General features: G+C 65.1%; 27 protein-coding genes. 11 read left to right on the forward strand and 16 right to left on the reverse strand.

Going from position 1 to position 26,652, the window contains the following annotated elements:
• Positions 1-50: 50 nt before the first annotated feature.
• The 5 genes from ABE546_RS02230 (at position 51) to ABE546_RS02250 (ending at position 3,447) form a co-directional block, all read left to right on the forward strand.
• The gene (locus ABE546_RS02230; RefSeq protein WP_070470806.1) at positions 51-557 is read left to right on the forward strand and encodes a hypothetical protein; all 507 of its coding nucleotides are present in this window, start codon (positions 51-53) and stop codon (positions 555-557) included.
• 111 nt (positions 558-668) lie between these two features.
• The gene (locus tag ABE546_RS02235) at positions 669-1,436 is read left to right on the forward strand and encodes a YggS family pyridoxal phosphate-dependent enzyme (protein WP_070470808.1); all 768 of its coding nucleotides are present in this window, start codon (positions 669-671) and stop codon (positions 1,434-1,436) included.
• Positions 1,433-1,555, forward strand: coding sequence for a hypothetical protein (locus ABE546_RS02240; protein WP_302476400.1), 123 nt, complete (start codon positions 1,433-1,435; stop codon positions 1,553-1,555). The genes ABE546_RS02235 and ABE546_RS02240 overlap by 4 nt, the downstream gene beginning before the upstream one ends.
• Before the next feature lie 70 nt (positions 1,556-1,625).
• On the forward strand, positions 1,626-1,781 hold the full coding sequence (locus tag ABE546_RS02245) for a hypothetical protein (RefSeq protein ID WP_167390404.1): 156 nt from the start codon (positions 1,626-1,628) through the stop codon (positions 1,779-1,781).
• Between the two features lie 358 nt (positions 1,782-2,139).
• Positions 2,140-3,447 (forward strand): chloride channel protein, encoded by a 1,308-nt coding sequence (locus tag ABE546_RS02250; RefSeq protein WP_346462555.1) that lies wholly within the window; start codon positions 2,140-2,142, stop codon positions 3,445-3,447.
• 13 nt (positions 3,448-3,460) lie between these two features.
• Here the strand turns inward: ABE546_RS02250 and ABE546_RS02255 are convergent, their stop codons facing one another.
• The 3 genes from ABE546_RS02255 to ABE546_RS02265 all read right to left on the reverse strand — a co-directional run bounded on the left by ABE546_RS02255 (position 3,461) and on the right by ABE546_RS02265 (position 5,967).
• Positions 3,461-4,447 carry an MDR family oxidoreductase gene (locus ABE546_RS02255; protein WP_346462557.1) on the reverse strand — a complete coding sequence of 329 codons (987 nt, stop codon included), beginning with the start codon at positions 4,445-4,447 and terminating at the stop codon, positions 3,461-3,463.
• An 86-nt stretch (positions 4,448-4,533) separates the two neighbouring features.
• On the reverse strand, positions 4,534-5,004 hold the full coding sequence (locus tag ABE546_RS02260) for a lysozyme inhibitor LprI family protein (protein WP_346462559.1): 471 nt from the start codon (positions 5,002-5,004) through the stop codon (positions 4,534-4,536).
• 333 nt (positions 5,005-5,337) lie between these two features.
• Positions 5,338-5,967: a TetR/AcrR family transcriptional regulator gene (locus ABE546_RS02265; RefSeq protein ID WP_346462561.1), complete on the reverse strand. Its 630-nt coding sequence runs from the start codon at positions 5,965-5,967 to the stop codon at positions 5,338-5,340.
• Between the two features lie 130 nt (positions 5,968-6,097).
• Here ABE546_RS02265 and ABE546_RS02270 point away from each other — a divergent pair, with 130 nt between their 5' ends.
• A complete protein-coding gene (locus tag ABE546_RS02270) occupies positions 6,098-7,594 on the forward strand; it encodes an MFS transporter (protein ID WP_346462563.1) in 1,497 nt (498 codons plus the stop codon).
• 7 nt (positions 7,595-7,601) lie between these two features.
• Here ABE546_RS02270 and ABE546_RS02275 read toward each other — a convergent pair whose 3' ends face one another.
• The 3 genes from ABE546_RS02275 to ABE546_RS02285 all read right to left on the reverse strand — a co-directional run bounded on the left by ABE546_RS02275 (position 7,602) and on the right by ABE546_RS02285 (position 9,281).
• Positions 7,602-7,850, reverse strand: coding sequence for a hypothetical protein (locus ABE546_RS02275; RefSeq protein WP_346462565.1), 249 nt, complete (start codon positions 7,848-7,850; stop codon positions 7,602-7,604).
• Between the two features lie 60 nt (positions 7,851-7,910).
• Positions 7,911-8,726 carry a trypsin-like serine protease gene (locus tag ABE546_RS02280; protein ID WP_346462567.1) on the reverse strand — a complete coding sequence of 272 codons (816 nt, stop codon included), beginning with the start codon at positions 8,724-8,726 and terminating at the stop codon, positions 7,911-7,913.
• A 69-nt stretch (positions 8,727-8,795) separates the two neighbouring features.
• Positions 8,796-9,281 carry a MarR family winged helix-turn-helix transcriptional regulator gene (locus ABE546_RS02285; RefSeq protein ID WP_313218618.1) on the reverse strand — a complete coding sequence of 162 codons (486 nt, stop codon included), beginning with the start codon at positions 9,279-9,281 and terminating at the stop codon, positions 8,796-8,798.
• Positions 9,282-9,329: 48 nt separating this feature from the next.
• Here ABE546_RS02285 and ABE546_RS02290 point away from each other — a divergent pair, with 48 nt between their 5' ends.
• Positions 9,330-10,814 carry an FAD-dependent oxidoreductase gene (locus ABE546_RS02290; protein ID WP_346462569.1) on the forward strand — a complete coding sequence of 495 codons (1,485 nt, stop codon included), beginning with the start codon at positions 9,330-9,332 and terminating at the stop codon, positions 10,812-10,814.
• A 13-nt stretch (positions 10,815-10,827) separates the two neighbouring features.
• On the opposite strand, the gene ABE546_RS02295 is transcribed toward ABE546_RS02290, so the two are convergent.
• The 3 genes from ABE546_RS02295 to ABE546_RS02305 all read right to left on the reverse strand — a co-directional run bounded on the left by ABE546_RS02295 (position 10,828) and on the right by ABE546_RS02305 (position 12,829).
• Positions 10,828-11,508 carry a hypothetical protein gene (locus tag ABE546_RS02295; RefSeq protein WP_313212376.1) on the reverse strand — a complete coding sequence of 227 codons (681 nt, stop codon included), beginning with the start codon at positions 11,506-11,508 and terminating at the stop codon, positions 10,828-10,830.
• Positions 11,509-11,664: 156 nt separating this feature from the next.
• Positions 11,665-11,934 carry a hypothetical protein gene (locus tag ABE546_RS02300; RefSeq protein WP_121037094.1) on the reverse strand — a complete coding sequence of 90 codons (270 nt, stop codon included), beginning with the start codon at positions 11,932-11,934 and terminating at the stop codon, positions 11,665-11,667.
• 313 nt (positions 11,935-12,247) lie between these two features.
• On the reverse strand, positions 12,248-12,829 hold the full coding sequence (locus ABE546_RS02305) for a TetR family transcriptional regulator (RefSeq protein WP_346462571.1): 582 nt from the start codon (positions 12,827-12,829) through the stop codon (positions 12,248-12,250).
• A 178-nt stretch (positions 12,830-13,007) separates the two neighbouring features.
• On the opposite strand from ABE546_RS02305, the gene ABE546_RS02310 reads away from it, so the two are divergent.
• The 4 genes from ABE546_RS02310 to ABE546_RS02325 all read left to right on the forward strand — a co-directional run bounded on the left by ABE546_RS02310 (position 13,008) and on the right by ABE546_RS02325 (position 16,908).
• Complete coding sequence (locus ABE546_RS02310; protein ID WP_346462573.1) at positions 13,008-14,105, forward strand: alkene reductase; 1,098 nt, start codon at positions 13,008-13,010, stop codon at positions 14,103-14,105.
• A gap of 59 nt (positions 14,106-14,164) precedes the next feature.
• Positions 14,165-14,953 carry an SDR family oxidoreductase gene (locus ABE546_RS02315; protein WP_313218622.1) on the forward strand — a complete coding sequence of 263 codons (789 nt, stop codon included), beginning with the start codon at positions 14,165-14,167 and terminating at the stop codon, positions 14,951-14,953.
• Between the two features lie 26 nt (positions 14,954-14,979).
• Positions 14,980-15,843 (forward strand): alpha/beta hydrolase, encoded by an 864-nt coding sequence (locus ABE546_RS02320; protein WP_346462575.1) that lies wholly within the window; start codon positions 14,980-14,982, stop codon positions 15,841-15,843.
• Between the two features lie 63 nt (positions 15,844-15,906).
• A complete protein-coding gene (locus ABE546_RS02325; protein ID WP_346462577.1) occupies positions 15,907-16,908 on the forward strand; it encodes an NADP-dependent oxidoreductase in 1,002 nt (333 codons plus the stop codon).
• 24 nt (positions 16,909-16,932) lie between these two features.
• Here ABE546_RS02325 and ABE546_RS02330 read toward each other — a convergent pair whose 3' ends face one another.
• From ABE546_RS02330 to ABE546_RS02360, 7 genes are all read right to left on the reverse strand, one after another.
• A complete protein-coding gene (locus ABE546_RS02330; RefSeq protein WP_346462579.1) occupies positions 16,933-18,240 on the reverse strand; it encodes a hypothetical protein in 1,308 nt (435 codons plus the stop codon).
• A 76-nt stretch (positions 18,241-18,316) separates the two neighbouring features.
• Positions 18,317-18,928, reverse strand: coding sequence for a helix-turn-helix domain-containing protein (locus ABE546_RS02335; RefSeq protein WP_346462581.1), 612 nt, complete (start codon positions 18,926-18,928; stop codon positions 18,317-18,319).
• The gene (fabF, locus tag ABE546_RS02340) at positions 18,925-20,202 is read right to left on the reverse strand and encodes a beta-ketoacyl-ACP synthase II (RefSeq protein WP_346462583.1); all 1,278 of its coding nucleotides are present in this window, start codon (positions 20,200-20,202) and stop codon (positions 18,925-18,927) included. The genes ABE546_RS02335 and fabF overlap by 4 nt, the downstream gene beginning before the upstream one ends.
• Positions 20,203-20,236: 34 nt before the next feature.
• Entirely contained in the window at positions 20,237-23,302 is a 3,066-nt protein-coding gene (locus ABE546_RS02345; RefSeq protein WP_346462585.1) for an efflux RND transporter permease subunit, read from the reverse strand.
• A complete protein-coding gene (locus ABE546_RS02350; protein ID WP_313212815.1) occupies positions 23,299-24,411 on the reverse strand; it encodes an efflux RND transporter periplasmic adaptor subunit in 1,113 nt (370 codons plus the stop codon). The genes ABE546_RS02345 and ABE546_RS02350 overlap by 4 nt, the downstream gene beginning before the upstream one ends.
• Positions 24,412-24,473: 62 nt before the next feature.
• Complete coding sequence (locus ABE546_RS02355) at positions 24,474-25,103, reverse strand: TetR/AcrR family transcriptional regulator (RefSeq protein WP_313212813.1); 630 nt, start codon at positions 25,101-25,103, stop codon at positions 24,474-24,476.
• Positions 25,104-25,339: 236 nt separating this feature from the next.
• Positions 25,340-26,554 (reverse strand): FAD-dependent monooxygenase, encoded by a 1,215-nt coding sequence (locus ABE546_RS02360; RefSeq protein ID WP_313212811.1) that lies wholly within the window; start codon positions 26,552-26,554, stop codon positions 25,340-25,342.
• Between the last annotated feature and the right edge of the window lie 98 nt (positions 26,555-26,652).

Consider the following 26,652-nt stretch of genomic DNA (forward strand, 5'->3'; position numbering starts at 1 on the left):
GAAGGGCGTATCCGGTATGGTCGCAGCCTTCCAAGGATCCGGAGAACCCCATGTCGCGCGCGCTGACCGTCACCACGCTGGTCGTTTCCAGCCTCGCCCTGATCGTTTCCGGTTGGACCGCGCTGCGCCTGCACCAGAGCCAGTCCGAGGAGCGTGTCATCACCGCCCGTGGCGTGGTGATCCGCGATGCCAGTGGCCAGGCGCGGGTGATTCTCGGCGCCCCCGTCCCCGATCCGCTCACCAAGGGCATCACCCAGGGGCCACGTGCGTCACCGCTGTCAGGCCTGATCCTGCTGGGCGCCGATGGCTCCGAGCGTGGCGGCTACGGCACCGCCGATGTCGGCGACGAGGCCATCCTCACCTTGGACGATGCCACCGGCACCACCGAGGTATTCAAGGTCACCGCCAACCCGGATCGCGGCGCCACCCTGGTCGTCAAACACCAGAACAGCACCGGCGCGATGCTGACCTCCTGGCAGGGCAAACCGGAACTGATCTTCCTCAACGACGACGAACAGACGCACTACGTCAGCCCGAACGCCGCCGCCGCGCCCTGACATCGGCGGGCGGTGATTTTCGGGTAGCGCTATGACAACCTGTCCGTTGTTACGGGACCGCCCTGCTGGCGCGCCGACGCGCCGCAGCCGTCCCCGCTTCCGGAGCTCCCCATGCCCATCGCTGCCCCCACCTGGCCCCAGGCCACCACTGTCGACGAGATCCGCCACAACCTGGCGATGGTCCGCGAACGCATCGCCCGCGCCTGCGCACTGGCCGGCCGCGACCCGGCCGGCGTGCGCCTGCTGCCGGTCAGCAAGACCGTCGATGAGGCCCGCCTGCGCCTGGCGTGGGAGGCCGGCTGCCATGAGCTGGGCGAGAACAAGGTGCAGGAAGCCCAGCGCAAGGCGGCGGCGATGGCCGACCTGCCCGGCCTGCGCTGGTCGGTGATCGGCCACCTGCAGACCAACAAGGCACGTGACGTCGCACGCTTCGCCAGCGAGTTCCAGGCGCTGGACAGCCTGCGCGTGGCACAGGCGCTGGATCAGCGGCTGGAACTGGAGCAGCGCACGCTGGATGTGTTCGTGCAGGTCAACACCTCGGGCGAAGACAGCAAGTACGGCCTGGACCCGATCGAGGTCGCCGACTTCGTGCAGCAGTTGCCAGCGTTTCCGAATCTGCATGTGCGCGGGTTGATGACCCTGGCGGTGTTCTCCCCGGATCCGGAACAGGTGCGCCCGTGCTTTGCGCGCCTGCGCGAACTGCGCGACCGGCTGCGCCCCACCCTGCCGACGGGCATCAGCCTGGAGGAGCTCTCCATGGGCATGTCAGGTGATGTCGAGATCGCCATCGAAGAAGGCGCGACCGTGGTGCGCGTGGGCCAGGCCATCTTCGGCGCGCGTTCGACGCCGGACAGTGTCTACTGGCCGACCCCGACATGAGCGGCTATCGCCTGCAATCGCAGCAGGCGGTCGGTGAGCAGCGGCGGCTGCACAGTGGTCCGGATGGACTGAAGGTGCTGAGCAGCGAGGCGGTTTATCGGGATATCCCTGCGCCATGAACGGGCGCACCCCGGATTCACTTCAGCGCACCCATCGCACGCCGATGCGCCGGCCGACACCGGATGTGCCATGCTCGCCTCCGTTGCAACCCACCTGGAGAGCGTCGCCATGGCCAAAGGCCTGAACAAACAGAAAGAGCAGAAGAAGAAACCTGCCAAGACCGCCAAGGAAAAGAAGGCGGAAAAGAACGAAAAGAAGACCACCCGCGGTTTCGCCCCGGTCTGACCGGCGGCACCTCCGCTTACATCGCGGGCATCATGGGAGTGCGGCCACACCACGGTGTCCCGCAGCTCCTCCCGATGTCATCGCGCAACCACCGGGCGGAAGTCCAGCGGGCTCATCGCCGTGACCGCCCTGAAATGGGCATGGAAGCTCGAGCGACTCATGCACGCAACGCGCGCCACCTCATCGGTACGCCAGACACCGCTGAAATTCGCCCGGATCCACACGATCGCGCGGACACTCGCGGCACGTAAACCCGCAGCGTGCCTGCCCGGGCACCGCGCGGGCACCCGCGCTTGAAAGCACAAACCGACAGATTCGGTGAAGAGGACCGGCGAATCACCGTGGGATAATTCGCCCCATGACCTCGCCAGACCCTCAACGCCCTCTCCTGTCCAGGGATGCGTGGAAGCGCCGTGCGGCCCTGTGGGGCGGTGCCGTGGCTGTCGCCCTGGTCGCGATCGTGTTTGCCAAGGCCAGCGATGCGGCCTTCCGGGTCTTCCAGTCGATCATCGCCCAGTCGATCTGGTGGGCGCTGCTGCTCACCCCAACGGTGTTCGCGTTGTTGGCGTGGCTGACCAGTGGTGCGCTCAAGCCCACCCGCGGCAGCGGCATTCCGCAGGTGATCGCGGCCCTGGAGATCCCGACGCCCACGTTCCGGCGTGACAATCTCTCGCTGGGCGTATCGGCCGGCAAACTCGCCTTGACCACGCTGTCGTTGCTCGGGGGCGCCTCGGTCGGCCGGGAGGGCCCTACCGTGCACGTCGGTGCCAGCGTGATGTACATGTTCGGGCGATGGTTCGGGTTCCGCGATCCGAAAGAGCTGTCCCACTTTCTGCTCGCCGGTGGCGCAGCCGGCATCGCGGCGGCCTTCAATACCCCGCTGGCGGGCATCGTGTTTGCCATCGAAGAACTCAGCGGCCGCTTCGAGCACCGCTTCTCCGGCACGCTGCTCACCGCGGTCATCGTGGGTGGCGTGGTGTCGCTGGGCCTGCTCGGCAACTACACGTACTTCGGCAAGGTGACTGCCACGTTGCCGCTGGGGCAGGCCTGGCTGGCGATCGTGCTGTGCGGCACCGTCGCGGGACTGCTTGGCGGCCTGTTCGCCAAAGCCGTGCTGCTGACCATGGAAGGCAGACCACGCTGGCTGGGCACGCTGCGCCAGCGCCATCCGGTCCTGCTGGCGGCGCTGTGCGGGCTCGCCCTGGTGCTGCTGGGCGCCGCCTTTGGCGCAGGGGCCTTCGGCACCGGCTACGAGCAGGCCAAGGGACTGGTGCAGGGAGCGCCCTCGGTGGGTCACGAGTTCGGCCTGATGAAGCTTGTGGCCAATCTGGTCTCCTACGTCGCCGGTATTCCCGGCGGCCTGTTCTCGCCCGCCCTGGCCGTCGGCGCCGGGCTCGGCCACAACCTCGCCGCCCTCATGCCTTCGGTCGATGAACGCATCTTCGTGCTGCTGGGGATGTGTGCCTACCTGACCGGCGTCACCCAGGCACCGTTGACCTCGGCGGTCATCTCGCTGGAGCTGACCGACAGCAGCGATATGCTGCTGCCCATTCTGGCCACCGTGCTACTCGCGCGCGGCGTCTCCGGCCTGGTGTGCCGCGTGCCGATCTACAAGGCCATGGCCGAACAGCTGGTCAAGCAGCTGCCTGGCCCCCACCCGGCTTAGTGCCGCGACAGGATCACGCGTTGACGTCGACCACAGTGCGGCCCTGTACACGCCCCTGCAGCACCTGGTCGGCCAGCGCCGGCACCTCGGCCAGCCCGATCATCTGCGTGGTGCGCGCCAGCTTGCCCAGGTCCAGATCGGTAGCCAGGCGCGTCCAGGCCTGCTCGCGCGCGGCGTAAGGCGCGTTGACCGAGTCGATGCCGGCGAGCATCACGTTGCGCAGGATGAAAGGCAGCACCGAACCTGGCAGATCCGCACCTTGGGCCAATCCGAAGGCCGCCACCACGCCACGATAGCGCGTCTGCGCCAGCACATTGGCCAACGTGTGGCTGCCCACCGCGTCGATCGCACCGGCCCAGCGTTCCTTGGCGATCGGTGCACCTGGCGCGGACAAGGTCGCCCGATCGATGATCTCGGCCGCACCCAGCGCCTTGAGATACGCGGACTCCTCCAGCCGACCCGTCGATGCAACCACCCGATAGCCCAGCGTGGACAGCAGTGCGATCGCGATGGAGCCGGCGCCGCCGTTGGCCCCGGTGACCAGGATATCGCCGTGATCGGGACTCACCCCGCCGTGCTCGAGTGCCAGTACCGAGAGCATCGCGGTGTAGCCGGCGGTACCGACCGCCATCGCATCGCGGCTGGAAAATGCCGCGGGAATCTTCACCAGCCACTCGCCGGGCACGCGCGCCTTCTGCGCATAGCCTCCGTGGTGGGTCTGGCTCAAACCCCAGCCGTTGACCAGCACGCGATCGCCCGGGGCAAACCCGGGGTGGGTCGACGTTTCAACCACACCGGCCAGATCGATACCGGGAATCAGCGGAAACGTGCGGATCACCGGCGAGCGCCCGCTCAGCGCAAGGGCGTCCTTGTAATTCACCGTGGAGTACTCCACGGCAACGGTGACGTCGCCGGGCATCAGATCCTGCTCGGTCAGCGGGACGACACCGGCCGCGATGGTATCGCCGGTCTTGGTCGCAAGGAGGGCGTTGAAGGACATGGGATCTCCGGTTCCTGTGCATGAGGGACAGTGCAGACAGGACCAGTGTGCGCACCTGGCCGTACCGACGCGTTAAACGGCCCCGGCTAGCGCCCGCTCATGGGATAGGACCCGGCGCACACGTCACCCTCCTCGACCCCGCCAACCCAGGCCTTGAGCTGCTTGATCCGATCCAGGGTCAGCTGCTCGTATTCAACGCTCTGGCACATCGGCAGCACGCTCCCATTGTCGTCTGGAGACGGATACCGCGCCGCGATCTGGGCATCGCGGAACACCAGCCAGGCGCGCTGGGCTGCCTTGAACCGTTCCAGGAACACCGTGTCCTGGGCATTGAGCGCCAGCACCTTGGCATAGATCCGATTGAGCTCGGCATCGGCGCGCTGCGCGCTGTTGCTGGCACATTGGTTGAGCCCGGCCTGCGACTGGTTTGGGCTGTCGCAGGCCATGCCATCGGAGGTATGCGGTGACGCCACGGCCCCGACAGCTGCCTTGGGTGCCTGGGCGTATGTCGCCCCCACCGGGGCCAGCGCGCAGACAAGGAGAAGCGAAGGAAGCATGCGCATTGGATCCGCTCCACACGGGACAGCGGGGAGGCCGCCACAGGCGGATTAACCGCGCCGATCCGTGAAATCCACGTGACTGCGCTTGCTTCCCCAGCACGGTTGCAATCGTGGCTGCCAGCAGCGCCCGCTACGTGTGTCGGCGTCTTCGGGCGTGCGGCCGCGCGCGATGTCGTGCTGCCGCAACCACGCGGTGATCGCCGCACGGGTCTGCCTGTCGTGCCGGCGCAGCACCTGGGCAATCACCGGATCGCGATGCGCTTCGGCGGTGATCTCCGCATACAGCGCGACATTGGCGATGGCATTGCCACGGTGAAGTTGTCCACCGGCTCAGCCGCGCTTCTTCGGGCGCACGGATGGTCTTCGAGCGCCGACCATCGCCAGACAATCCTCCACCACAGCCGCACTGAATGCCGCCGCATCCTGCTCCGGTGTCGCGATCAAGTCATCGGTTGCGCCATGCACACCGGCATAGATCAACGAGGCCGTCACCCTGGGACTGGGCAGCTGCCATAGCCCGGATGCCACCCCCACTTCCAGGATGCCCTGCAACTGCTGAAGGAGCGCATTCCGCTCGCGGTTGGCTCGATCAAGATGATGATGGTTGGCGTACACCACGTCGTGCACGGCATGGGTCCGGGCATAGAGGGCGATGCTCGCTTCGATCCAGGCGCGCAGGCGAGCCTCTCCATCATCCGCCGGATGCTCTTGCGTCGCCTGCTCCAGTGCGTCCACGAAGCGCTGCGTGTAGCGCTCCGCCAGGGCTCTCAGTACATCCGTTTTTGAGGCGAAGTAGGTATAGAACGTGCCCTTGGCCACATCGGCGGCAGCGACGATCTCGCTGATCGTCGTCTGTTCCACCCCGCGCGACAGGAACAGCGTCTCGGCCGCATCCATCAGTTCTTCGAGACGGATGGAGGCGGGTTTGGTGCGTGGCCTGGCCGGGGCTGGGGTCTGCATCGTGGGTATTGAAAGGGGAGCGATGGGTGTCGGTAGTGTAATCCGCCGAGACAGATGACTGACCGTCGGTCATTGACCGACGGTCAGTCATTATCTAGGATAAGCGCGGTCGCTCTACAGGCTCCGTCCCATGCAGCACTTCAAAAAGCCAGCGTTGGTGCTGGCCGCATACCTCGGTACCTTCCTTGCCTCGCTGGACATCAGCATCGTCAACGTCGCGCTGCCGACGCTGCAACGGGCGTTGCAGACCGACCTCGCCGGGCTGCAGTGGGTCATCAATGCCTATGCCATCGCGCTGTCCGCTTTCATGCTCTCGGCCGGCCCTCTCAGTGACCGCCATGGCCATCGCCGGATGTGGCTGGCGAGCGTGGCAACGTTCATTGCCGGATCACTGGTCTGCGCGTGCGCCACCGATCTGCCGGTCCTGGTGATCGGCCGCACGATCCAGGGCGTGGCGGGAGCGCTGCTGATCCCCAGTGCGATGCCCCTCCTCACCCATGCGTTTCCGGACCCCGGCCAACGGGCGCGCGCCATCGGAGGATGGTCCGCCTTCAGCGCGCTGGCGCTGGTGCTTGGGCCGTTGCTGGGCGGCCTGCTCGTACAGTGGACCGGATGGCAGAGCATCTTCCTGATCAACCTTCCGTTGGGGGCGGTGGCACTGGCGCTGGGCGCCTGGAGCATTCCCGAGCGACGTCATCCTCAGCACGCGGCCATGGATCCCGCTGGGCAGATCCTCAGCACGCTGGCCTTGGCAGCCCTCTCCTACGGGCTGATCGGTATCGGCGGGCGCGGGTGGTCCGCACCCGCTACCTGGTTCTCGTTGATCACGGCGCTGGTGGCATTGTTGGCGTTCTCGCTGATACAACGTCGGGTCACGCGCCCGCTGCTGCCGCTGGATCTTTTCGCCGACCGTCGCTTCGCCCTGCTCAATCTCGCCTCGTTCGTGCTCGGCTTCACTGCCTATGCCAGCCTGTTCTTCCTTTCATTGTTCTTCCAGCAGGTACAGGGAAAGACCGCGGCACAGGCCGGATGGCAGCTGGCCCCTCAATTCCTGGTGATGGGCGTGGTGTCGTTGATGTTTGGCCGCATTGCCGTGCGCCTCGGGCTGCATGCGGCGCTGGCGTGGGGCTATGCATTGGCAGGGCTGGCGCTGTGTGCGATGGCCCGTTTCACTACGGACACCGCCGGAGGCTTTGCCACTATGTGCCTCATGGCGCTGGGAGCAGGCATGGGTCTGGCGGTGCCAGCTACGGGCATGGCGGTCATGGCGCGCACCCCACCGGAACGCGCAGGTATCGCCTCAGCCACCATGAATGCCCTGCGCCAAGCCGGGATGAGCCTGGGCATCGCATTGCTTGGCAGCCTGATGAGCCTGTGGGCCGTACAGCAGTTCCGTACCACTGCGACGGCAACCGGGCAGTTCGTGCTCGCACAGCACGCGCACAGCATGATCCAGCACCCGGCTGCCGTTACGGGGTCCTTGCCAGCAGTGATTTACCGCAGCGCGATGGCCGGTGGCTTCGCCTGGGTGATGGGCATCGCCGGCATCTGCATGCTGGCTACCGCTTTCGCACTTCACCGGCGTACGCCGACGCGCACAGGCTGCCCTCCAGACGACAGCCCTTGAGGCCGGACTACTGCATCTGCGGCTCGCCCAACGGGCGTTCCTGCCGCTCGTCCTGATCGAACGTGATGTAACGGCGATGGATGAGCTTTGCCTCCATGTCCCAGCGATACGTCTCCACCCCGCCGTTGCCTGCACCGTCGGACAGCAGGCCCACGATGCCACGGGTCAGGTTGTCCGTGAGCAGCACCTGGGCCGCACCATCGGCATCCACGCGCAGGCTCAGGCGATCACGCAGGTGATCCTCGCCCTTCCCCACCGGAGCTGACGTCGTGCTGGCGGCGACGCCAGTCCGCCAGATCCTGCCCTCCAGCACTGCCTACGGCTGCTCGGTCATCACGCGCTCAATCCAATCCGCGTAGTGGCTCATCCGCACATTGCAGGTCACCTGACCATAGCGCCCGGGTCGAGCCGTCAGCACATTACCCTGCACGACCTTCCAGGCGCCCTGCCCGGCCAGCAGCCATTGGCCATCGCGCTCGATGAGCACCGGACCACCGCTGTCGCCGTTGCCCAGCACGCCCTCGAGGGGCAACGCTTCCGGCGGTTCGTCGAACACGTAGCAGAGCCAGCGGTCGTAGGCACTGGTGATCCGGTTGAACGCACGCCGGAGCTCGGTGCGATTGGGGCCGTTGGGAGAATGCCCGGTGGCGCCGGTACCCGTTGCACCCTTTCCTAAAATCTTCGCGATCTGACCGGCCTCGTCGCTGTCGCCGTAAAGGGCCACCGGCGCCACGTCGGTGACCGGCGCCTTCAACCGGATCAGCGCAACATCATCGCCCGAGGCGAGAAACACCACGATCAGCATCGCCTCGCCGCTGGCCATGGCCTGATCGATCAACGTCTGGGGCAGCGTCCTGTAGCCGGGATGGGTGATGACGCGCTCAACCTCCCGCGCAGTACCGTTGATCATCACCTGCTTGAGATCGGCCTGCATCGGCAGCGTGTGCGCGGCAGTCAGCACCCACTGTGGTGCGATCAACGCGCCGTGGCCCTCGCCGGGCATGTCCACGAGGGCGGGAAACTCGGTGGCGCGAACGCGGTACGCGGCATCCTCCACATCGTGGCGAATGACGATGGCACTGGCGGGTAACGACACTGCAAGCAGCAGCGGAAGCAGCGGGAATCCTTTCACGTGGAATGCCTTGAGGTTGTGACTGGGCCAAGCGACGAACAGGTGGGCTGAAACGTCCGCGGTGCGTCGTTACGGCTCGCGCTCCCGCGCTTCCAGCGCGCTGGCGAACTTTGCCATCAAACGCACCAGCTCCGATACATCCTGCGCAGGCCAGGAGGCGAAAATCTCCCGGCCGATCCGCTCACGTGCGGCATCCAACCGGTCCGTCATGTCCTTGCCCTTCGGCGCAATGGTCGCCTCACGGATGCGGCGGTCCTGGGGGTTACCGCGACGCGTGACCAGTTCCATCGCAGCCAGCTTGGCCACCTGACGGCTGATGGTCGTGTAATCCCGGCCCAGGCGATCGGCCAGCTCAACCACCCCGATCGGCCCTACCCGTTCGATCACCACCAGCAGCCGGAACAACGCCTGGTCCAGCGTCACGCCCGCCTCCTGGATCAGCCGTTCATCGTTGCGCGGGCGGTTCATCACACTGGCGAGGCTGACCATCGAGAGGTGAAGCGACCTCAACTCGGCCGAATTATGTGTATCTTGCACCTTCTTTTTCACCGGCATAGCATCCCCTCCAAGTAAGTGCATATTACACATACCTGGAGCGATGCAATGGGCAACACCCCTGACGTAGTGATCTGTGGCGCCGGCGCAGCCGGCCTCACCCTGGCCATCGAATTAGCCCGCCGTGGCGTGGCATTCCGCCTGGTGGAGCAGCGGGAAAACCCGTTCCATGGGTCGCGTGGCAAAGGTATCCAGCCGCGTAGCCAGGAAGTCTTCGAAGACATGGGCATCGTCGATCAGCTGTTCGCGGCCGGCGGCCTCTACCCGGTCTCGCGCTCGCATCATGCTGATGGCACCCACACGGACGCCGCCGTCATCGAAGCGGCGCCGGCTTCCCCGGCCGAACCGTATCGACAGCCGCTGATGGTGCCGCAGTTCCTGACCGAGTCCGTGATGCGCGACCGCTTGGCGGAGCTGGGGCACCGGGTCGACTTCGGACACGGAGTGATCGGCGTCGAGCAGGACGACACCGGGGTAAGCGTCCGTCTTGCCACGCCAACGGGCGAGCAGACCGTGCGCACGCGCTACCTGATCGGCACCGACGGCGGGCGCAGCTTCGTGCGCCAGGCGCTGGGTATCGGCTTCCCCGGCAAAACGCTGGGCGTGCGCGCGGTGGTGGCCGACATCGTGCTGCAAGGGCTGCCACGCGACGCCTGGCATACGTTCAACCAGGACGACATGGCGCGACGGATATCTCTGTGTCCACTCATGGGAACACGCCTGTTCCAACTGCAGGCGCCGGTCCCGCTGGAGGGTGAGGTGGACCTCTCGGCCGACGGCCTCGGTGCCATGGTGCGTGCGCGGACCGGTCGCCATGATCTCACCGTTCACGACGTGCAATGGGCCTCGGCCTACCAGATGAGCGCCCGGCTGGCAGAGCGTTACCGCGACGGCCGCGTCTTCCTGGCAGGCGATGCTGCCCATACGCATCCACCCACCGGCGGCCAGGGCCTGAACACCAGCGTGCAGGATGCGTACAACCTTGGATGGAAACTGGCTGCAGTGCTGCAGGGTGCACCGGACGCGCTTCTCGGTACGTACGAACAAGAGCGACGCCCCATTGCGGCCTCCATGCTTGGGCTTGCAACCACGCTGCTTGACCACGCACAACGCGGCGACAATCGACGTGGGCGCGAGGTCCAGCAGCTCGACCTCGGGTACGCCGACGCCTCGCTCTCGCTACCTGCCGAGCCCCGAAGTGGGCGTATCACGCCGGGTTGCCGCGCCCCTGACGCCCTTTTGCAGGGTGCGGGGGGGCAGCCAGTACGCCTGTTCGAGGTTTTTCGCGGGACCCATTGGACGTTGCTGGGTTACGAAACCCGCCGCGCCGCCGCACCTGCGCGGAAGGGTCTGCGCATGCATGTCATCGGCCAGGGCGGCGATCTGCGTGATGCGGCCGGACACTTCGCCGAGGCCTACGGTCTGGAGCCGGGTGAGTGGCTGCTGATCCGGCCGGATGGCTACGTGGCTGCTGTCGTTGTTGAGGCAGACATCAACGTGCTTGAAGCACACTTCGAACGGCATGCACCGTGATGCGATGCGCTCCTCACTTGCCGGCAGGGCCAGCCCGGGTTCCCTCGTCGCCCTGCGTCGCCGCACGGCTCTTCGCGAACTCCGGGAAGGTCTCCGCTATCGACGCTTTGTCCGGCAGGACGTAGAACACCCCGCCCCGCTCGAACGTTGCCTGGATGACCTTCTCGTAGAACCCTGGCGACACATTGATGCAGCCATGGGTAACGCGGTTGTCGTCCGGCGAGGGAGATGCCAGACGTTCCACGCGCCTTTCGGCCGGGACGCCCATCGCCGTCGGATGGATGGAGACGGCGGACTCGTAATCCACCCACAGCACGCGACCGGCATCGATCGACGGGCCGTACCCGCCCACGAAGCGACCTGCAGGCGTCGTACGGTCCCGACCCGGAATCTCGCGAAGCGCAAGACCGGCAATACCGGGGGCCGTATGGTCACCGGTGGCCGAGCCGAACAGCCCGGACGCCGCGCCGCGAAGCCGGCCCTCGCCATCGAAAACCAGCACCTGGGCAGCGGCCTTGTCCATGATGGCGAACGGATAGCCCTGGCTGTCCTTGGTGGCAACCACCCAGCCCGCGAGTTCGATCACGGTGTTGGATACTTCCTGGCCTGGCGGGAGTTCATCGACAGCGGCTGTCGGCTGCGCAGCTGCATCCTCGGCGTTTGCCACGCCGATGCTTGCCAGCGCCAGCGCCATGGTCAGTGCGCCGCGAAGGGCCAGGACTACGGGGTAAGAGTGCGTACGGATGGGACACTTCCTTGCAATGACGATTGCACGATCATCGACAACGGGTGGCCTGCGTAGGCCACCCGTTGTCGATTCAAACGTTGCTCACACACGGAGCACGAGCGATCAACCGCGTGGCTTGCGGCGGGGCGCCTGTTCGAGCTGCTGCACACGGCCTTCGATCTGATCCAGACGCTGGTTGGCCTGCTGAGCGGATTGATTGGCCGATTCGGCGCTCTGGGCCGCGCCCTGCACCTTCGTGTCGAGTTGATCAAGGCGTGAGTTGATCGTTGCGAACTCGTCCTTGTACGTGGCGCAGGAACTGAGGCCTACGGTAGCGATGATTGCCACAGCCAGCGTACGCGCCGTCGTCATTTGTTTTGTGGTCAGAAACATTGCAGTGCCTCCTTTGTCTGGGGTGTTCGGACTATAGCGGCCTTTTCACCAGCGCCATGACCGGCATTCAGTTGAAGCTGGGAGACGTAGAGGGAGCGTGATGATGGGCCGCCACCGGCGTGGTACAAGACGCAGCGTCCGATTTTCAGGCCCGGCCAGGCGAACCAAGCGGTGAGCCAGCTAGAGGCGACGTGCACGCTTTTCCATCGCTAGCGCACGAGGCGCGCGCACGACGACATGAGGCGACCGGGCGAGTGGCAGGACACGCGTTGCGCGCCACGTACTGCGCGTTGCGGATCTGGGCCAGCACGCGTCAGCCGTTGGGCACACCACCCAACCGCGCCAGCACGTCTTCCCGGCACACATCCAGAATCTCGTCCGCCAGCGGCGAGTCGTCCGGGCAGGACCTGGACAACACCATCGCGCCGACCGCCTGGGCCATCAACGCGATGCGCCGAGCACGCGCCTGTTCCGACGTGGGGCCGTCGGCCTGCCCTTCCGCGTAGGGAGAGACGGCCAGCTGCGCCTCGATACCTGCAGCGAAGGCCGCCTTGACCGGATCCGGCTGACGCGCCGCGTCGGTGCACAGCGCCGCCATGGTGCAGCCCTGGCCTGGCGCGTCACGATGCTGCCGGGACAGGTAGTAGCGCATGAAGCTCGCCAGGTCCATGTCGGCGGCGGCATCGGCCGATTTCGCCAGGCCGCAGCTTGCTGCCTCCGCCATCAGGTCGGCCTTGGAGCCGAAGTGCTTGTAGAAGCCGCCATGGGTAAAGCCGGCGGCCGCCATGAGGTCTGCGACGCCCACACCGTCGTAGCCCCGCTCCCTGAAAAGCGTGGAAGCGGTGTCGACGATGTGCGCCCGGTTGGCCTGCGCCTGTGCCTTGGTGACCTTCATGACGGGTGGTCTCTTGCCGTTCTGCCTCGATAGACGCGCACTTTACCACGGATAGATGATCACCATCATCAAACCATTGACATCTAAGATTACGGTCATCATCATTGTGTCACTTCCAGGCGACGCCACTGCCGGCCCGCCCGCGCCATCCCTCACCGCTCACGACCCCGCACCCACCATGACGACCTCGACGCTCTTCCAGTCCTACCCCCTTGGCCCGCTGACCCTGGCCAACCGCATCGTGATGGCACCGTTGACGCGCAACCGCGCCGGGGCCGGTCTTGTGCCCGGTCCGTTCGCCGCCACCTACTACGCCCAGCGCGCTTCGGCCGGCCTGATCATCACCGAGGCCACCCAGATCTCGGCGCAGGCCCAGGGTTACCAGGACACGCCGGGGCTTTACACGCAGGATCAGATCGATGGCTGGCGCAAGGTCACCGATGCCGTGCACGCGCGCGGCGGGCGCATCTTCGTGCAGCTGTGGCACGTGGGCCGCATCTCCCACGTGGATCTGCAGCCCGGCAACGCCGCGCCCGTGTCCGCCTCGGCCATCCGGGCGCACACCAAGACCTTCGTCCACAACGGCTTTGTCGATGTGTCCGAGCCGCGTGCACTGGAGATCGACGAACTGCCGGCCATCGTCAACGACTTCCGTCAGGCCGCCGCCAATGCGATCGCCGCCGGGTTCGATGGTGTCGAAATCCACGGTGCCAACGGCTACCTGCTCGAGCAGTTCATCAAGGACGGCGCCAACCAGCGCACCGATGCCTACGGCGGCTCGATCGAAAACCGTGCACGCCTGCTGCTGGAGGTCACTGCGGCCGTAGCCGCTGAGATCGGCGCCGATCGCACCGGCGTGCGCCTCTCGCCGGTCTCGCCGGCCAACGCCATCGCGACCATCAGCGATCCGCAGCCGCAGTACGACTACATCGTCGATCAGCTCAGCGCGCTGGGCGTCGTCTACCTGCATGTGGTCGAAGGCGCGACGGGCGGCCCGCGCGATGTCGCCCCGTTCGACTTCGACGGCCTGCGCCGCCGTTTCACCGGCACCTACCTGGCCAACAACGGCTATGACCTGGAGCTAGCCAACGCGCATCTCGCCGGTGGCAAGGCCGACCTGTTCGCCTTTGGCCGTGCCTTCATCAGCAATCCGGATCTGGTCGAACGCCTGGAAACCGGCGCGCCCTTGAACGCCCTTAACCCGGCCACGTTGTATGGCGGCGGCGCGGAAGGCTACACCGACTACCCCGCCCTGACCGACACGTTCGCGCAGTAACCCCGTCGCCATCGCCGCGCTGCATCCCCGTTCCCCCATTACATGTCAAGAGACACACCATGAGCCTGCTTCCTGCTGTCCTCATCACCGGCGCCTCCAGCGGCATCGGCACCGTTTACGCCGAACGATTTGCTCGCCGCGGCCACGATCTGGTACTGGTCGCGCGCGACACGGCGCGGCTGGACGCACTGGCCGTGCGCCTGCGCCACGACACCGGCGTTGCCATCGATGTACTTCCGGCCGACCTCACCCTGCGCAGCGACCTGGCCACCGTTGAAGCCCGCCTCCGCGAGGATGCGCGCATCGGCATCCTGATCAACAACGCCGGCATCGCCCAATCCGGTGGCTTCACCGAGCAGTCGGCCGACAGCATCGAACAACTGATCACGCTGAACACCCTCGCCCTGACCCGCTTGGCCGCTGCGGTTGCACCGCGACTGGCCAACGCCGGTGAAGGCGCGATCATCAACATCGGCTCGGTGGTTGGGCTGGCGCCGGAGTTCGGCATGTCCGTCTACGGTGCGACCAAAGCCTTCGTGCTGTTCCTGTCGCAAGGGCTCAGCCTGGAGCTGACGCCCAAGGGGGTCTACGTTCAGGCTGTGCTGCCGGCGACGACGCGCACCGAGATCTGGCAGCGGGCCGGTATCGACATCAACACGTTGCCGGAGGTGATGGATGTCGGCGAGCTGGTTGATGCGGCGCTGGTCGGCTTTGATCGCCGCGAGACCGTCACGATTCCACCGCTGCATGTGGCCGAACGCTGGGACACGCTGGACGCATCGCGTCAGGGCCTGCTCTCGGACATCCGGCAGGCGCAGGCGGCGGAACGCTATCGCCCCACCGAGTGAAGCCCTGACCCCACAGGTACGCGACCATGACGCTTCCCAGCACGCCCCCCGCCTCCAGACGTTCGTTCGAGAATGCACCGACCCGCTCGCTGGAGGTCGATGGCACCCGTTTCGCGTACCGCGAACTGGGGCCGCAGCACGGCTCCCCGCTGGTCATGCTCAACCACTGGGGCGCGGTGCTCGACAACTTCGACCCGCACATCGTGGATGGCCTGGCCAGCAGGCATCGCGTCATCGCCATCGACTACCGTGGCATTGGAGGATCAGGTGGCAAAGCACCGGTAACCGTCGCGGAAATGGCGCAGGACACGATCGCGCTGATTCGCACGATGGGCTTGGGCAGCGTCGATCTGCTCGGCTTCTCGCTCGGCGGTTTCGTTGCGCAGCAGGTGGTGCTGGACGCGCCCGACCTGGTGCGGCGGCTCATCCTGACCGGTACCGGGCCAGCGGGTGGCCGCGGTATCGACCGGGTGGGCCGCGTGTCCTGGCCCTTGATCCTCAAGGGCCTGCTGACGCGGCGCGATCCCAAGTACTACCTGTTCTTCACCGCCAGCGCCCGCAGCCGACAGGCGGCCACCGCGTTCCTGCAACGGTTGAAGGAACGCACGAATGATCGCGACAGGCCAGCCTCACCCGGGGCGTTCCTGCGGCAACTGAAGGCGATCACCGCGTGGGGCAGGCAATCGCCCCAGGACCTGGGCGACATCCGTATCCCGGTGCTCATCGCGAATGGGGACAGCGACATCATGGTCCCCACGCCCAACAGTGGCGATCTGGCCCACCGCATTCCCGATGCAACGCTGGTCCTCTACGACGACGCCGGTCATGGCGGGATATTCCAGTATCACGCCGAGTTCGTTCGGGACGCGCTAGCGTTCCTCGATAACTGATGCGCCCACCACGTTCCCTGCCCAGCAGCCTGACGGCAACCCTCCACCAGAGACACACCGCCCATGAAAGCCTTCCTCGTCGACCGTTATGGCAAAAAAGAGACCGGCCGCATCGGCGACGCCCCACAGCCTCCGCTGCGCGATGACGATGTGCTCATCCGCGTGCACGCGGCCAGCGTCAATGCGCTGGACACCAAGATACGCACCGGGGAGTTCAAGCTGATCCTGCCTTATCGCCTGCCGCTGATTCTTGGCAACGATATGGCCGGCACGGTGGTAAGTGTCGGTGCCGGGGTGCACCACTTCAACCCCGGCGATGAGGTGTATGCGCGTCCCGACGATGATCGCATCGGCACGTTCGCCGAATTCATTGCGGTCAATGCTGCCTCGGTGGCGCTCAAACCCGGCAACCTCACCATGGTGGAGGCCGCCTCGCTGCCCCTGGTCGCGCTGACCGCATGGCAGGCACTGGTCGAAACCGCCCAGCTCAAAGCTGGGCAGAAGGTCTTCATCCAGGCCGGCTCCGGCGGCGTCGGGACGGTGGCGATCCAGCTGGCCAAGCATCTGGGCGCCTTCGTGGCCACCACCACCAGTACCGCCAACGTCGCGTGGGTGAAGGATCTCGGCGCAGACGTCGTCATTGATTACAAACAGCAGGATTTCGCGACGGAACTGCGCGACTACGATGTGGTGCTCAACAGCCTCGGCAAGGATGAACTGACCCGCTCGCTGCAGATCCTCAGGCCGGGCGGGCATCTCATTTCGATCTCGGGGCCACCCACGCCCGCGTTTGCCAGTGCGCGCGCGCTGGCCTGGCCGCTCAAGCAGGTCATGCGCCTGCTCAGCCATGGCATCCGCAGCAAGGCCAAGCAGAAGGGCGTGACGTACACCTTCGTGTTCATGCGGGCCAGCGGCCAGCAGTTGAGCGAGATCACCTCGCTGGTGGAGGCTGGTGCGATCCATCCGGTCATCGACCGGGTCTTCCCGTTCCAGCAGACCCAAGGCGCCCTGGCCCATGTTGAGAGCGGCCGGGCCAAGGGCAAGGTGGTGGTGGAGATGCGGTAGGTCGCAGACGATCCAGCACCTCTTCTACCTGCGGTTACCGTCTTCCTTCCGGCGCGTCAGACGCCACCCGTCAGAGTCCCTCTCCAGTTGCCAGCCCTCGCTGAGAGCGAGGCTCCAGCCTGGTCCTGTCCAGTTCGAGGCACCACCAGCAAGCGCGCCGCCGCCCAAGGTCACGAGCCTCCAGTCTTTCGACAGCAACGCACCAGATTCCGCCGTCAGCTCGCCCCATTCGTCGCGCACCGTCAGCGGCGTATAGACCGTTCCCACCTCGCCCAGCGGAAAGAGCGTGCGCGGATCGAACGACGCGGAGGGCTTGCTCAGTGGCAGCCGAACGGCATCGCTTCCGAGGAACCGTTCGCGATACACAGCACTGCGCTGCGCCCGGATCGCTGCGCGCTCCTGCTCCTGCGCACGCACCTCGTCCATCCCATAACCGCGCCCGATGTCCTCGAGATCGGACGCGCTGGGCGGCATACCGAGTTGATCGGCCAGCAGCCCGGGCAGGTCGGACGTGGTCGACAGGCCGCTGCGCCAGCCCGGGGACCAACGATCCAGCAGAATGCCGTACGCCGGCCCGGTCACGTACGCCGCCGAGCGGACATAGCTTGCCGAGGCATCTGCCGCAGCCAGCGACCTCACCAACGCGGGCAGCACACTCTCTCCGTTGGCAGCGGCCGCCACCTTGCGGCCTGTGTACTCGGCAAGGCCCTCGTTGCGTTCAACCTTCGCCTCTTCGGCGAGCGCGCGGGCGCCCGACGCCACCTCGCCAGATCGAAGCGCCCGGAACCGCAACGCGGCCGCGATATGCCTTCGGCGATCGCCATCATCGGTCGCGGACAGCGCCTGCCCGAGCGCACGCAGCTCCAATCGCACTGCCGTTCGGCCACTCTCGTCATCCAGATGCGCTGTATCGCCTTCAGACGCCGAGAGTCCAAGCGCTGTCTGCACGCAGTGCCATTGTTCATGCCAGAACAGGGTCGCGAGTCCGTCGTTGTCCACGGGCAGAGGCAGCACCAACAGCACGTTGGAGGTGCCGTCGATGTCGATGCAGGTGTTCGCGGGCGGTTGATCCTTGCGCAGCGCAACAGACTCCACACCGCCAGTGACGGCATTCAAACGCCAACGTGTTCCGGTGGTGCGGTCATGCAGCACCACGGGCGCATCCAACGGCGTTCCCCACAATGTCTCTGCTGCCTGCGTCGAGGCGGGCGCCTGCGCGACGGCCGCTACGCGGTGGAGCGCCACCTCCAATCCGCTGGGCAGCGCCTCGGTCGCTGCTGCAAACGTCGTCAAGCCGACAGCGGAAAACGCAGCGGCGAGGAAAGTGGGCATGGATATCCTTATCATTGCAGGCACGTCTCCTTGACGATCCGATGACAGGTTTCAGGCCGATTCTAAGCCATACGGGTCACTGCCCGAAGGCGTCATAGGCCCGCACAAAAAGCGCGACGGTTGCACCGCACTCGGCCATGGGCCTTGCCCCACCAGGCAGGCCATGCCCTGCAAGGAGGAGCGTGAGGAACTTCTCGCCGTCACCTGCATTGCTCGCGCGGACTGAAGCCTTCGCAAACGCTTGCTCCGCACACGTGAGATACGGCTCCAGCATCGCGTTCCAATGTTCGATGTAGACCTCACTGGCGTAAATGGAGCGCGACAACGAGGCGCAGAATGCCCGACAGGAAGCATCTGCCGCCAGTCGTCCGATACCACTACTGATGCGCATCAGCGCGTCGCCCAGGCCTGCCGTTCCCTGCATGTCGGGCTTACCCGACGCCATCGTTGCGAGATGGCTGTCCATGACCGCCTTGTAGAGGCGCTCTTTGTCACGATAATGCGCGTAGATCGTGACCTTGGTGACGCCACAGACAGCAGCGATGCGCCTCATCGTTGCGCCCTCAAACCCTTCCTCTGCGAACACGGTAGCGGCCGCGTCCAGGATGCACCGTCGGCTCTGCGCCCTGGCATTCTCCCAGCGCAGCGTGGTTTTGCTTGCGAAGGAGCTTGAGGCAGCCGCGTTCATAGGCGTCGGAACAGCACACTGGCATTGACGCCGCCAAACCCAAACCCGTTGCTCAGGGCAAATTCGATATCTGCCTTCTGTGGCTGACCGGCGACGATTGAGAGCCCTTCTGCCAGCGCGTCAGGATGTTCGAGATTGAGGGTCGCGGGCGCAACCTGATCACGCAGGGCAAGAACGGTGAAGATGGCCTCAATGCCGCCAGCCGCTCCGAGCAGGTGGCCCGTGCTGGACTTGGTGGCAGAGATCAGCAGATCGGAGCGGGAACCAAACAGCGCCCGCATCGACGCGAGCTCTGCCCGATCACCGACCTGCGTAGAGGTCGCATGCGCATTGATGTGATCCACCTGCGCCGGCGTGATGCCCGCCTGCGCCAGCGCAATCTCCATCGCCCGCCGCGCGCCACTGCCGTCGTCGGGACCGGCCGTCAGATGGTAGGCATCAGAGGTTGTGCCGTAGCCAACCAGTTCGGCAAGCGGCTTGGCCCCACGCGCCAGGGCGTGGTCCAGCCGCTCAATGACCAGCAACCCTGCCCCTTCCGACATGACGAACCCGTCCCGCTGCGCATCGAAGGGGCGAGACGCTGCTTGTGGGGTGTCATTGAAAGAGGTACTCAACGCCTTGGCCGCCGCGAAGCCCCCCAGGCTGACCCGGTGCATCGCGGCCTCCGCCCCACCGCACAGCGCGATGTCCGCCTCTCCGGCCCGGATGAGGCGCGCTGCGTCGCCGATCGCCTGGACGCCCGCTGCGCACGCCGTCACGGGCGCGCCCTGCGGTCCCTTGAACCCGTAGCGGATCGATGCCTGCCCAGACGCCATGTTGGCCAGGAAGGTGGGCGCAGTGAACGGCGACAATCGACCAGGCCCGCGGCTGTCGGTGGTGTGGACCGCATTGACGATCGATCCAAACCCGCCTATCCCGGTGGCAATCACGGTGGCGGTTCGCAGCAGCCCGCGTTCATCGGCATCATGCCAGCCCGCCTGCTCAAGCGCTTCATGCGCGGCAACCAGCGCAAACTCAACGAACCGATCCATCTTCTTGAGATCTTTTGGCGCAATGATCCCGGTGGAATCAAAGCCCGCCTCCGGGTCTTGAACGCGGTCAGGCACACGTCCGCCGACTTCACTGCCGGTTCCGGCCGCAAGATCAGCACCCAGCGATCCGATGCCGGAGCGCCCCGCCAACAGACGGGACCACACGGTTTCAACCCCGCAGCCGAGTGGGCTGACTACGCCCATTCCGGTCACCACGATGCGGTCTTTGTCAGCAATGCTCATGAATCACTCCCATATAAAAGCGGTCCGGGCCATGTCAGGCAACGGGGGTCTTTTCCGCTCGGACCTTGAACCAGATGGCATACATCGCCGGCAGGAAGACCAGCGTCATCACGGTGCCGGCGATGGTGCCGCCAATCAACGTGTAGGCAAGCGTTCCCCAGAACACCGAATGGGTCAGCGGAATGAACGCAAGCACCGCTGCCAGGGACGTCAGGATCACCGCGCGCGCTCGGTGCACCGTCGCCTCGATGATGGCGTGGAAGGTTTCCATCCCGGCTTCTTCGTTCTCGTGAATCTGGCCGATGAGGATGAGCGTGTTGCGCATCAAGATGCCTGACAACGCAATCAACCCCACCAGCGCGTTGATGCCGAACGGCTGCTGGAACAGCAGCAGCGTTGGGACCACGCCGATCAGCCCCAACGGACTGGTCATGAAGACCATGATCATTGCCGAGATGGACCGCACCTGCAGGATGATGATCAGCAGGGTCACCGCCAGCATGATCGGGAACAGCGGCAGCATGGCGCTCATTGCCTTGCCCGATTCCTCAATGGAACCAGCCTGGGCAATGGCGTAGCCCTCGGGCAGCGAGGCAATGAGGGGCTCAAGCTGCTTGCTGATCGCTGCCGATACGTCCGGTGGCTGCAACGCATCGTCAATGTCACCGCGCACGGTGATGGTAGGCACCCGGTCACGGCGGCGCAGCACCGGCTCTTCCATCCGGACCTGCACCGTGCCGATCTGGGACAGCGGCACGCGCTGGCCCGCAGCGCCGACCAACGTGAAATCCGCAATCCGCGCAGGATCCAGGCGTGTGTCCCCGCCTGACCGAGCGACAACCTCGACGGTGCGGATGTCCTCGCGCACGGCAGTGACCGGCACCCCGCTCAGGAAGAACTGCAGTTGCTGCGAGACAGAGGCCGACGTCATTCCCATCGCTTGCAGGCGGTCCTGATCCAGCGTGAAGTGCAGCGTTGGCGTGCGCACGCCCCAATCGCTGTTGACCGTGCGCATCATCGGGCTGGCGTGCAGGGTCTGCTCAACCTTGGCCGCAATGCCACGGATGACGTCCGGGTCCGGACCACTGACGCGATACGCCACCGGGTAAGGTGAGTAAGGCCCAAACACCAGCTGGGTCACACGCACCCGCGCTTCGGGCGCCAAGCCCTCCGCCACCGCCTGACGCAGCCGTGCTTTCAAGGCATCGCGCTGTTCCTGGCTGTCGGTACGCACCACGATCTTGGCAAACGCCGGGTCCGGCAGTTCCGGCGAGATGGCGAGATAGAACCGGGGCGCGCCCTGACCGATGTAGGCCGTGACGATCTTCGCTTCTTCCTGCCCAGCGAGCCACTGCTCCACCTTCCTGGTGGCCAGGTTGGTCTGTTCGATGGCCGTGCCGTAGGGCATCTGCACTTCGACCAGCACTTCCGGCCGATCGGAAATGGGGAAGAACTGCTTTTTCACCAGCCCCATGCCCACTACAGCAAGCACAAACAGGCCAATCACCGAGCCTGCGGCAAGCCACTTGCGCGCAATCACGCGCGCCAGGATCGACCGGAAGCGGTTGTATCGCGGCGTGTCGTAAAGACTGCTGTGACCGCCTTCCACAACCTTGAGCTCAGGCAGAAGCTTCACACCCAGGTACGGCGTAAAGAACACCGCGACCGCCCACGACACGATCAGCGCGATGCCCACGATCCAGAACATGTTGCTGGTGTATTCGCCCGCGGTGGACCGTGCAAAGCCATTGGGCATGAAGCCCACCGCAGTCACCAAGGTGCCCGCCAGCATCGGCGCTGCCGTATGGCTCCACGCGTAGGCCGATGCCTTGACCCGGCTGTAACCCTCTTCCATCTTCACTACCATCATCTCGATGGCAATGATCGCGTCGTCCACCAGCAGGCCCAGTGCCAGGATCAGCGAGCCGAGCGTGATGCGATCAAAGTTCTTGCCGGTTGCGGCCATCACCATGAACACAGCAGCCAGCGTCAGCGGCACGGCTGCCGCCACCACGACACCCACCCGCCAGCCCATGCTGACAAAGCAGACCAGCATCACCACCAGCAGCGCGGCGAAGAACTTCATCATGAACTCGTCGACCGACGCGCTGATGTTCACGGCCTGGTCGGTGACCTTGTCCAGTGCCATGCCCACAGGAAGCCCGTCATTGATCTTCTTGACCTCCGCATCGAGTGAGGTGCCAAGATCCAGGCCATTCCAGCCGTCGCGCATGACGATCCCAAGCAGCATCGCCGGCTCGCCGCCGTTGCGGATCATGAAGGTCGACGGATCCTCATAGCCCCGCTTGACGGTGGCAATGTCCTGCAATTTGAGGGTCTTTCCCTGTGCAACGATGGGCGTATCGCGAATCTTGTCCAGCTGATCCAGTGCGCCATCGAGGCGAATGAAGATCTGCGGGCCCTTGGCCTCGACCGAGCCTGCGGGGGTCAGGGCATTCTGTCCGTTCAGCGCTCCGAATACCTCCTGTGGCGTGATACCCAAGTTCGCCAACCGCTCGTGGGACAGCTCCACATAGATGCGCTCGGATTGCTCACCAATGATGTTGACCTTTTTCACGCCAGGAACGTGCAGCAAGCGCTGACGCAGCGTCTCGGCATCACGCGCAAGCAGGCGGAACGGCTCACCCTTCGCTTTCAGTGCGAACAGAGCGAAGGTCACATCCGCGTATTCGTCGTTGACCATCGGACCGATCACGCCTGCGGGCAGGTTCGCCGCTTCGTCGGCCATCTTCTTGCGCGCCTGGTAGAACTCCTCCTGCACTTCCGAAGGCGGCGTGCCGTCCTGCAATGTCAACGTGGTGAAGGACAGCCCAGGCCGCGTATAGGTTTCGCTGCGGTCATACCAGCGAAGCTCCTGCAATCGCTTTTCCAGCTTCTCGGCGACCTGGTCCTGCATCTCCGTGGGCGTAGCGCCCGGCCAGGCCGTCACGATAGTCATGACCTTGACGGTAAACGCGGGGTCCTCCGCGCGGCCAAGCTGGAAGAAAGAAACAATGCCGGCAACGGAAATCAGGAAGATCGAGAAGACCGTGATGGCACGCTCGCGCACCGCAAGCGCCGACAGATTGAACCCACTCACTGACGGGCTCCGTTCGCAGCGGTGCTCGTGGCGCTGTCAGCCAAGCGAACCACCTGCCCTTCGCGGAGCAGATGTGCGCCTAGCGCCGCCACGCGATCCGAGGCCTTCAAAGCGCCCTCCACCAAGGCCTGGTCGTCGCCCAGCTGCTTGACCGCGACCGGCGTCCAACGAGCCTTGAGCGGCTCACCGCTGATCACCCATACGCCGGTTCCGGTGCCGGGATCGAACAGCGCGCCCAGCGGAACCTCAACGCCAGCCGAGACGCCGGCAGGCTCTGCGCCAGCAAGCGCTACGGCCACTGTCGACCCCAACGGCAGCGGCGTATTGCCGTCTTCCAGGGTGTAGCGGGCTTCAAAGGTCCGGGTTGCGGGGTCTGCGGACTCCGAGAGCACGCGCAACCGCGCGGGGATCTTGCCGCTGCCCCCGAACGAGGACGCCGAGGCCACGGAGCCGATCTGGGGACGCAGCGTCTCGGGCAGTTGGACCACTGCCTCCCTGCTGCCTGCACGGGCAAGCCGGGCGACGATCTGCCCCGCCGCCACAACCTGACCGGGCTCAGCGGAGATGGTCATGACCACCCCATCAGCATCGGCAACGAGCGCGGTGTATTGACTGGCATTACGCGCTACCCGGGCTTGCGCTTCGGCTGCTCTGAGCTGCGCTGAGGCCGCCTCCGCCGCCGCCTTGATCTGATCATAGGCCGACCGGGACACGACACCCTTGGCGGCCAGATCGCGATAGCGCGCTTCGTCGGCAATGGCTTGGACGCTCTGCGCCCGGGCCGCAATCACCGCTTGCTGCTGGGACGCCGCTGCCAGATTCAGATCGATGGGATCGATCCGGTAAAGCACGTCACCACGCTTGACGGTCTGCCCGGTCTCGACGAGGCGTTCGGTGACCTTGCCTCCCACTCGGAACGCCAGGTCGCTCTGCACCCGTGCGGCGATGGTGCCCGTAAACGTGCGTGCGTTCCCCGCGCCCGTTTGGACCTGGGCAACCCGGACGATGGGGGGCGCGGTGCGGGGGTCGATATCGTCCGACGTTCCGCAGGCCACAAGGAACAACGGAACAACGCAGGAGATGGCTAGGACTACAAAACGGCGACGCATACGGCCTTCCGGAGTGGGGTATCCGGACGCATTCTGTTCCTAGTGACCGTTTTCGTCAATAGTCACACCCGTTGAGGTGAAAGGCTCCTGAGAACCAGCTCCTGCAGGGCATTGGGCGATTCTTCGTGCATGACCGACACGTGTGGAAGCGTCACCGGATTCAGATACGGGACAAGGATCTGGTACACCGCGCGACTGGTCTGATCGAGCGCCGTCTGGTTCTCAAACGCCCCGGAGGCGCGGCCATCTTTCAAAATTTCCTCGACAAGCTGCCGGATGCGGCCTTGGTAGGCCCGGGTCGACGGCCATTGATCCGTCGCGGCCGCCACGGCAATTTCATAGAGCCGGCGATCCTGGAGGAACAAGCGAAGACTGGCCTCCACGATGGCGGTGAAGAGGACCCGAAGCCGATCCGGCGCCGCTTCAACCCCTTCCAAGGCGGCATGTACGTCGCTTTCGATCTGGGCGAGGCAATTGGCGCAGATCACCTCCCCGATCGCCTGCTTGGAAGCGAAAAACTTGTAGATGTAGGCCTTGGAAAAGCCGATGGCTTTGGCCAGGTCGGACACCGTGGTCTTGTCGTAGCCGTAGTGGCTGAAATGGGCGGTGGCAGCCTGGATGATCTGGGTGCGCACATCATGCTCAGCGGGGCCGCGCTCGGCATCGAGCGCTGCGGAGATTGAAGTAGACATGAGGCAAGAGTAACGCTGGGCAGAGATGCGGGCAAATGGTGACCATTCGGGTATCGGTTCACAAAGAGCACGTCAATGTGACTATTGCCTTTCTTGATCACTCCACAACGAATCCGACAATGCCTACTGGTGGACTGGAACCTGAGATTCGCCCTATCGCAGATGTAGATCCCCAATTACCTACCTCGACGGTGTCCGATTTCGGCCAGAAGCGGAGAACTCCCGGCAGGACGCCTTCACAGACGATACATGCTGTCTACGCCGTTCGCCGCCCTTTCAATGCAGTCGGCCATCGGCAAACCCTGCGACCATCCTGCCGCCATGGCTTGAGCATCACGCACTGCGTCGGATGCCTTGGCGCGCTCATTGCGAATTCGGCACGTTTCGGGGTCTTTGGCAAAAAGACCGCGCGCGAACATTCGGCCCTGCTCTGCCAGCTTTGTGGTCTTGGGTCCGCGGACTGCAACGAAACTCTGCAATGCTTCATCCAGGCAATCGCCGGTCCCACCCAGGCATCGCGCCAGGTGCCAGGCGTCTTCCAGTGCCTGGCAGGCCCCCTGGCCGGAGGTCGGTAGCGGCGCGTGCGCTGCATCCCCGATGAGCAGCACATTTGCTCGGCTCCACGTATGCAGCGGTTCGAGGTCGTGCACGGCAATCCGTTGTATGGAGTGCGCCGGAGTGGCCTCGATGAGGCGGCCGACAGGTTCAGGCCATCCTGCAAACAGATCACTCACCTCGTTGTGCATGTCCGCTGCGGGCGTCGCCCCAGGTAATGGCCGCGCCTGGGCGGCCGCCCAGTAAACCAGGTCTGTCCGGATCGCGACGCAGCCGAAACGATCGCCCGAACCCCAATAGTCCTGGATCGCGATGTCGCTCACCAGTGCACCATTTCCCTGTGCAATCCCGATCCAGTTCACAAAGCCTTGGTAGATGGGCGTGTTGTCCCCTGCGACGAAGCTGCGCGCCACCGAGTCCATGCGGCCATCCGCGCCAACAACCAGATCTGGACAAATGCTCTGCCCATTCGCGAACCGTGCCAAGGCCTTGCCGCTGGCATCCAGGTCAATCGCTACCACGCGATGTCCGAACTCCACCTGGATGCCCGCTCGTGCCACATGAGCCAGCAGTACAGCCTGCAGGTCCCGACGCAGGATCGTATGGGTTGGATATCCCATGATCTGGTCCAGCAGCGTGATATCCAAGCCTCCCAGCGAATCACCCGCTGCGTCTTTGCGGTGCACTGACAATGGCCGCCCGCCCGCTGCCCCGACATCCTCCAACAACCCGAGTTCCTGCAGTACGAAGCCAGCGTTGGGCCAGAGCGTCACGCCAGCCCCCATGGTCGATGGCCCAGCCCGACGTTCATACACGCGCGGGGTGTGCCCCTGCTTGTGCAGGGCAAGTGCCGCGCTCAAGCCTGCGATCCCGCCACCCAGTATTCCGATGTCCATTCCGATGCACCCCTTTTTCAATTCGCCCGGACACGCCGTTGCAGGGCATCCATTGGACGGGAGTGCAATCCTAGACTCTGCCGATCTGGCCAACTAGC

The sequence above is a fragment of the Stenotrophomonas sp. TWI377 genome (assembly GCF_039674525.1).
Classification (GTDB): Bacteria; Pseudomonadota; Gammaproteobacteria; order Xanthomonadales; family Xanthomonadaceae; genus Stenotrophomonas.

Bases quoted from the DNA above. Each gene is read 5' to 3' on its own strand.
- ABE546_RS02230 (WP_070470806.1), top strand. From the start codon at position 51: ATGTCGCGCGCGCTGACCGTCACCACGCTGGTCGTTTCCAGCCTCGCC.
- ABE546_RS02235 (WP_070470808.1), top strand. From the start codon at position 669: ATGCCCATCGCTGCCCCCACCTGGCCCCAGGCCACCACTGTCGACGAG.
- ABE546_RS02240 (WP_302476400.1), top strand. From the start codon at position 1,433: ATGAGCGGCTATCGCCTGCAATCGCAGCAGGCGGTCGGTGAGCAGCGG.
- ABE546_RS02245 (WP_167390404.1), top strand. From the start codon at position 1,626: ATGCTCGCCTCCGTTGCAACCCACCTGGAGAGCGTCGCCATGGCCAAA.
- ABE546_RS02250 (WP_346462555.1), top strand. From the start codon at position 2,140: ATGACCTCGCCAGACCCTCAACGCCCTCTCCTGTCCAGGGATGCGTGG.
- ABE546_RS02255 (WP_346462557.1), bottom strand. From the start codon at position 4,447: ATGTCCTTCAACGCCCTCCTTGCGACCAAGACCGGCGATACCATCGCG.
- ABE546_RS02260 (WP_346462559.1), bottom strand. From the start codon at position 5,004: ATGCTTCCTTCGCTTCTCCTTGTCTGCGCGCTGGCCCCGGTGGGGGCG.
- ABE546_RS02265 (WP_346462561.1), bottom strand. From the start codon at position 5,967: ATGCAGACCCCAGCCCCGGCCAGGCCACGCACCAAACCCGCCTCCATC.
- ABE546_RS02270 (WP_346462563.1), top strand. From the start codon at position 6,098: ATGCAGCACTTCAAAAAGCCAGCGTTGGTGCTGGCCGCATACCTCGGT.
- ABE546_RS02285 (WP_313218618.1), bottom strand. From the start codon at position 9,281: ATGCCGGTGAAAAAGAAGGTGCAAGATACACATAATTCGGCCGAGTTG.
- ABE546_RS02290 (WP_346462569.1), top strand. From the start codon at position 9,330: ATGGGCAACACCCCTGACGTAGTGATCTGTGGCGCCGGCGCAGCCGGC.
- ABE546_RS02295 (WP_313212376.1), bottom strand. From the start codon at position 11,508: ATGGCGCTGGCGCTGGCAAGCATCGGCGTGGCAAACGCCGAGGATGCA.
- ABE546_RS02300 (WP_121037094.1), bottom strand. From the start codon at position 11,934: ATGTTTCTGACCACAAAACAAATGACGACGGCGCGTACGCTGGCTGTG.
- ABE546_RS02305 (WP_346462571.1), bottom strand. From the start codon at position 12,829: ATGAAGGTCACCAAGGCACAGGCGCAGGCCAACCGGGCGCACATCGTC.
- ABE546_RS02310 (WP_346462573.1), top strand. From the start codon at position 13,008: ATGACGACCTCGACGCTCTTCCAGTCCTACCCCCTTGGCCCGCTGACC.
- ABE546_RS02315 (WP_313218622.1), top strand. From the start codon at position 14,165: ATGAGCCTGCTTCCTGCTGTCCTCATCACCGGCGCCTCCAGCGGCATC.
- ABE546_RS02320 (WP_346462575.1), top strand. From the start codon at position 14,980: ATGACGCTTCCCAGCACGCCCCCCGCCTCCAGACGTTCGTTCGAGAAT.
- ABE546_RS02325 (WP_346462577.1), top strand. From the start codon at position 15,907: ATGAAAGCCTTCCTCGTCGACCGTTATGGCAAAAAAGAGACCGGCCGC.
- ABE546_RS02330 (WP_346462579.1), bottom strand. From the start codon at position 18,240: ATGCCCACTTTCCTCGCCGCTGCGTTTTCCGCTGTCGGCTTGACGACG.
- ABE546_RS02335 (WP_346462581.1), bottom strand. From the start codon at position 18,928: ATGAACGCGGCTGCCTCAAGCTCCTTCGCAAGCAAAACCACGCTGCGC.
- fabF (WP_346462583.1), bottom strand. From the start codon at position 20,202: ATGAGCATTGCTGACAAAGACCGCATCGTGGTGACCGGAATGGGCGTA.
- ABE546_RS02350 (WP_313212815.1), bottom strand. From the start codon at position 24,411: ATGCGTCGCCGTTTTGTAGTCCTAGCCATCTCCTGCGTTGTTCCGTTG.
- ABE546_RS02355 (WP_313212813.1), bottom strand. From the start codon at position 25,103: ATGTCTACTTCAATCTCCGCAGCGCTCGATGCCGAGCGCGGCCCCGCT.
- ABE546_RS02360 (WP_313212811.1), bottom strand. From the start codon at position 26,554: ATGGACATCGGAATACTGGGTGGCGGGATCGCAGGCTTGAGCGCGGCA.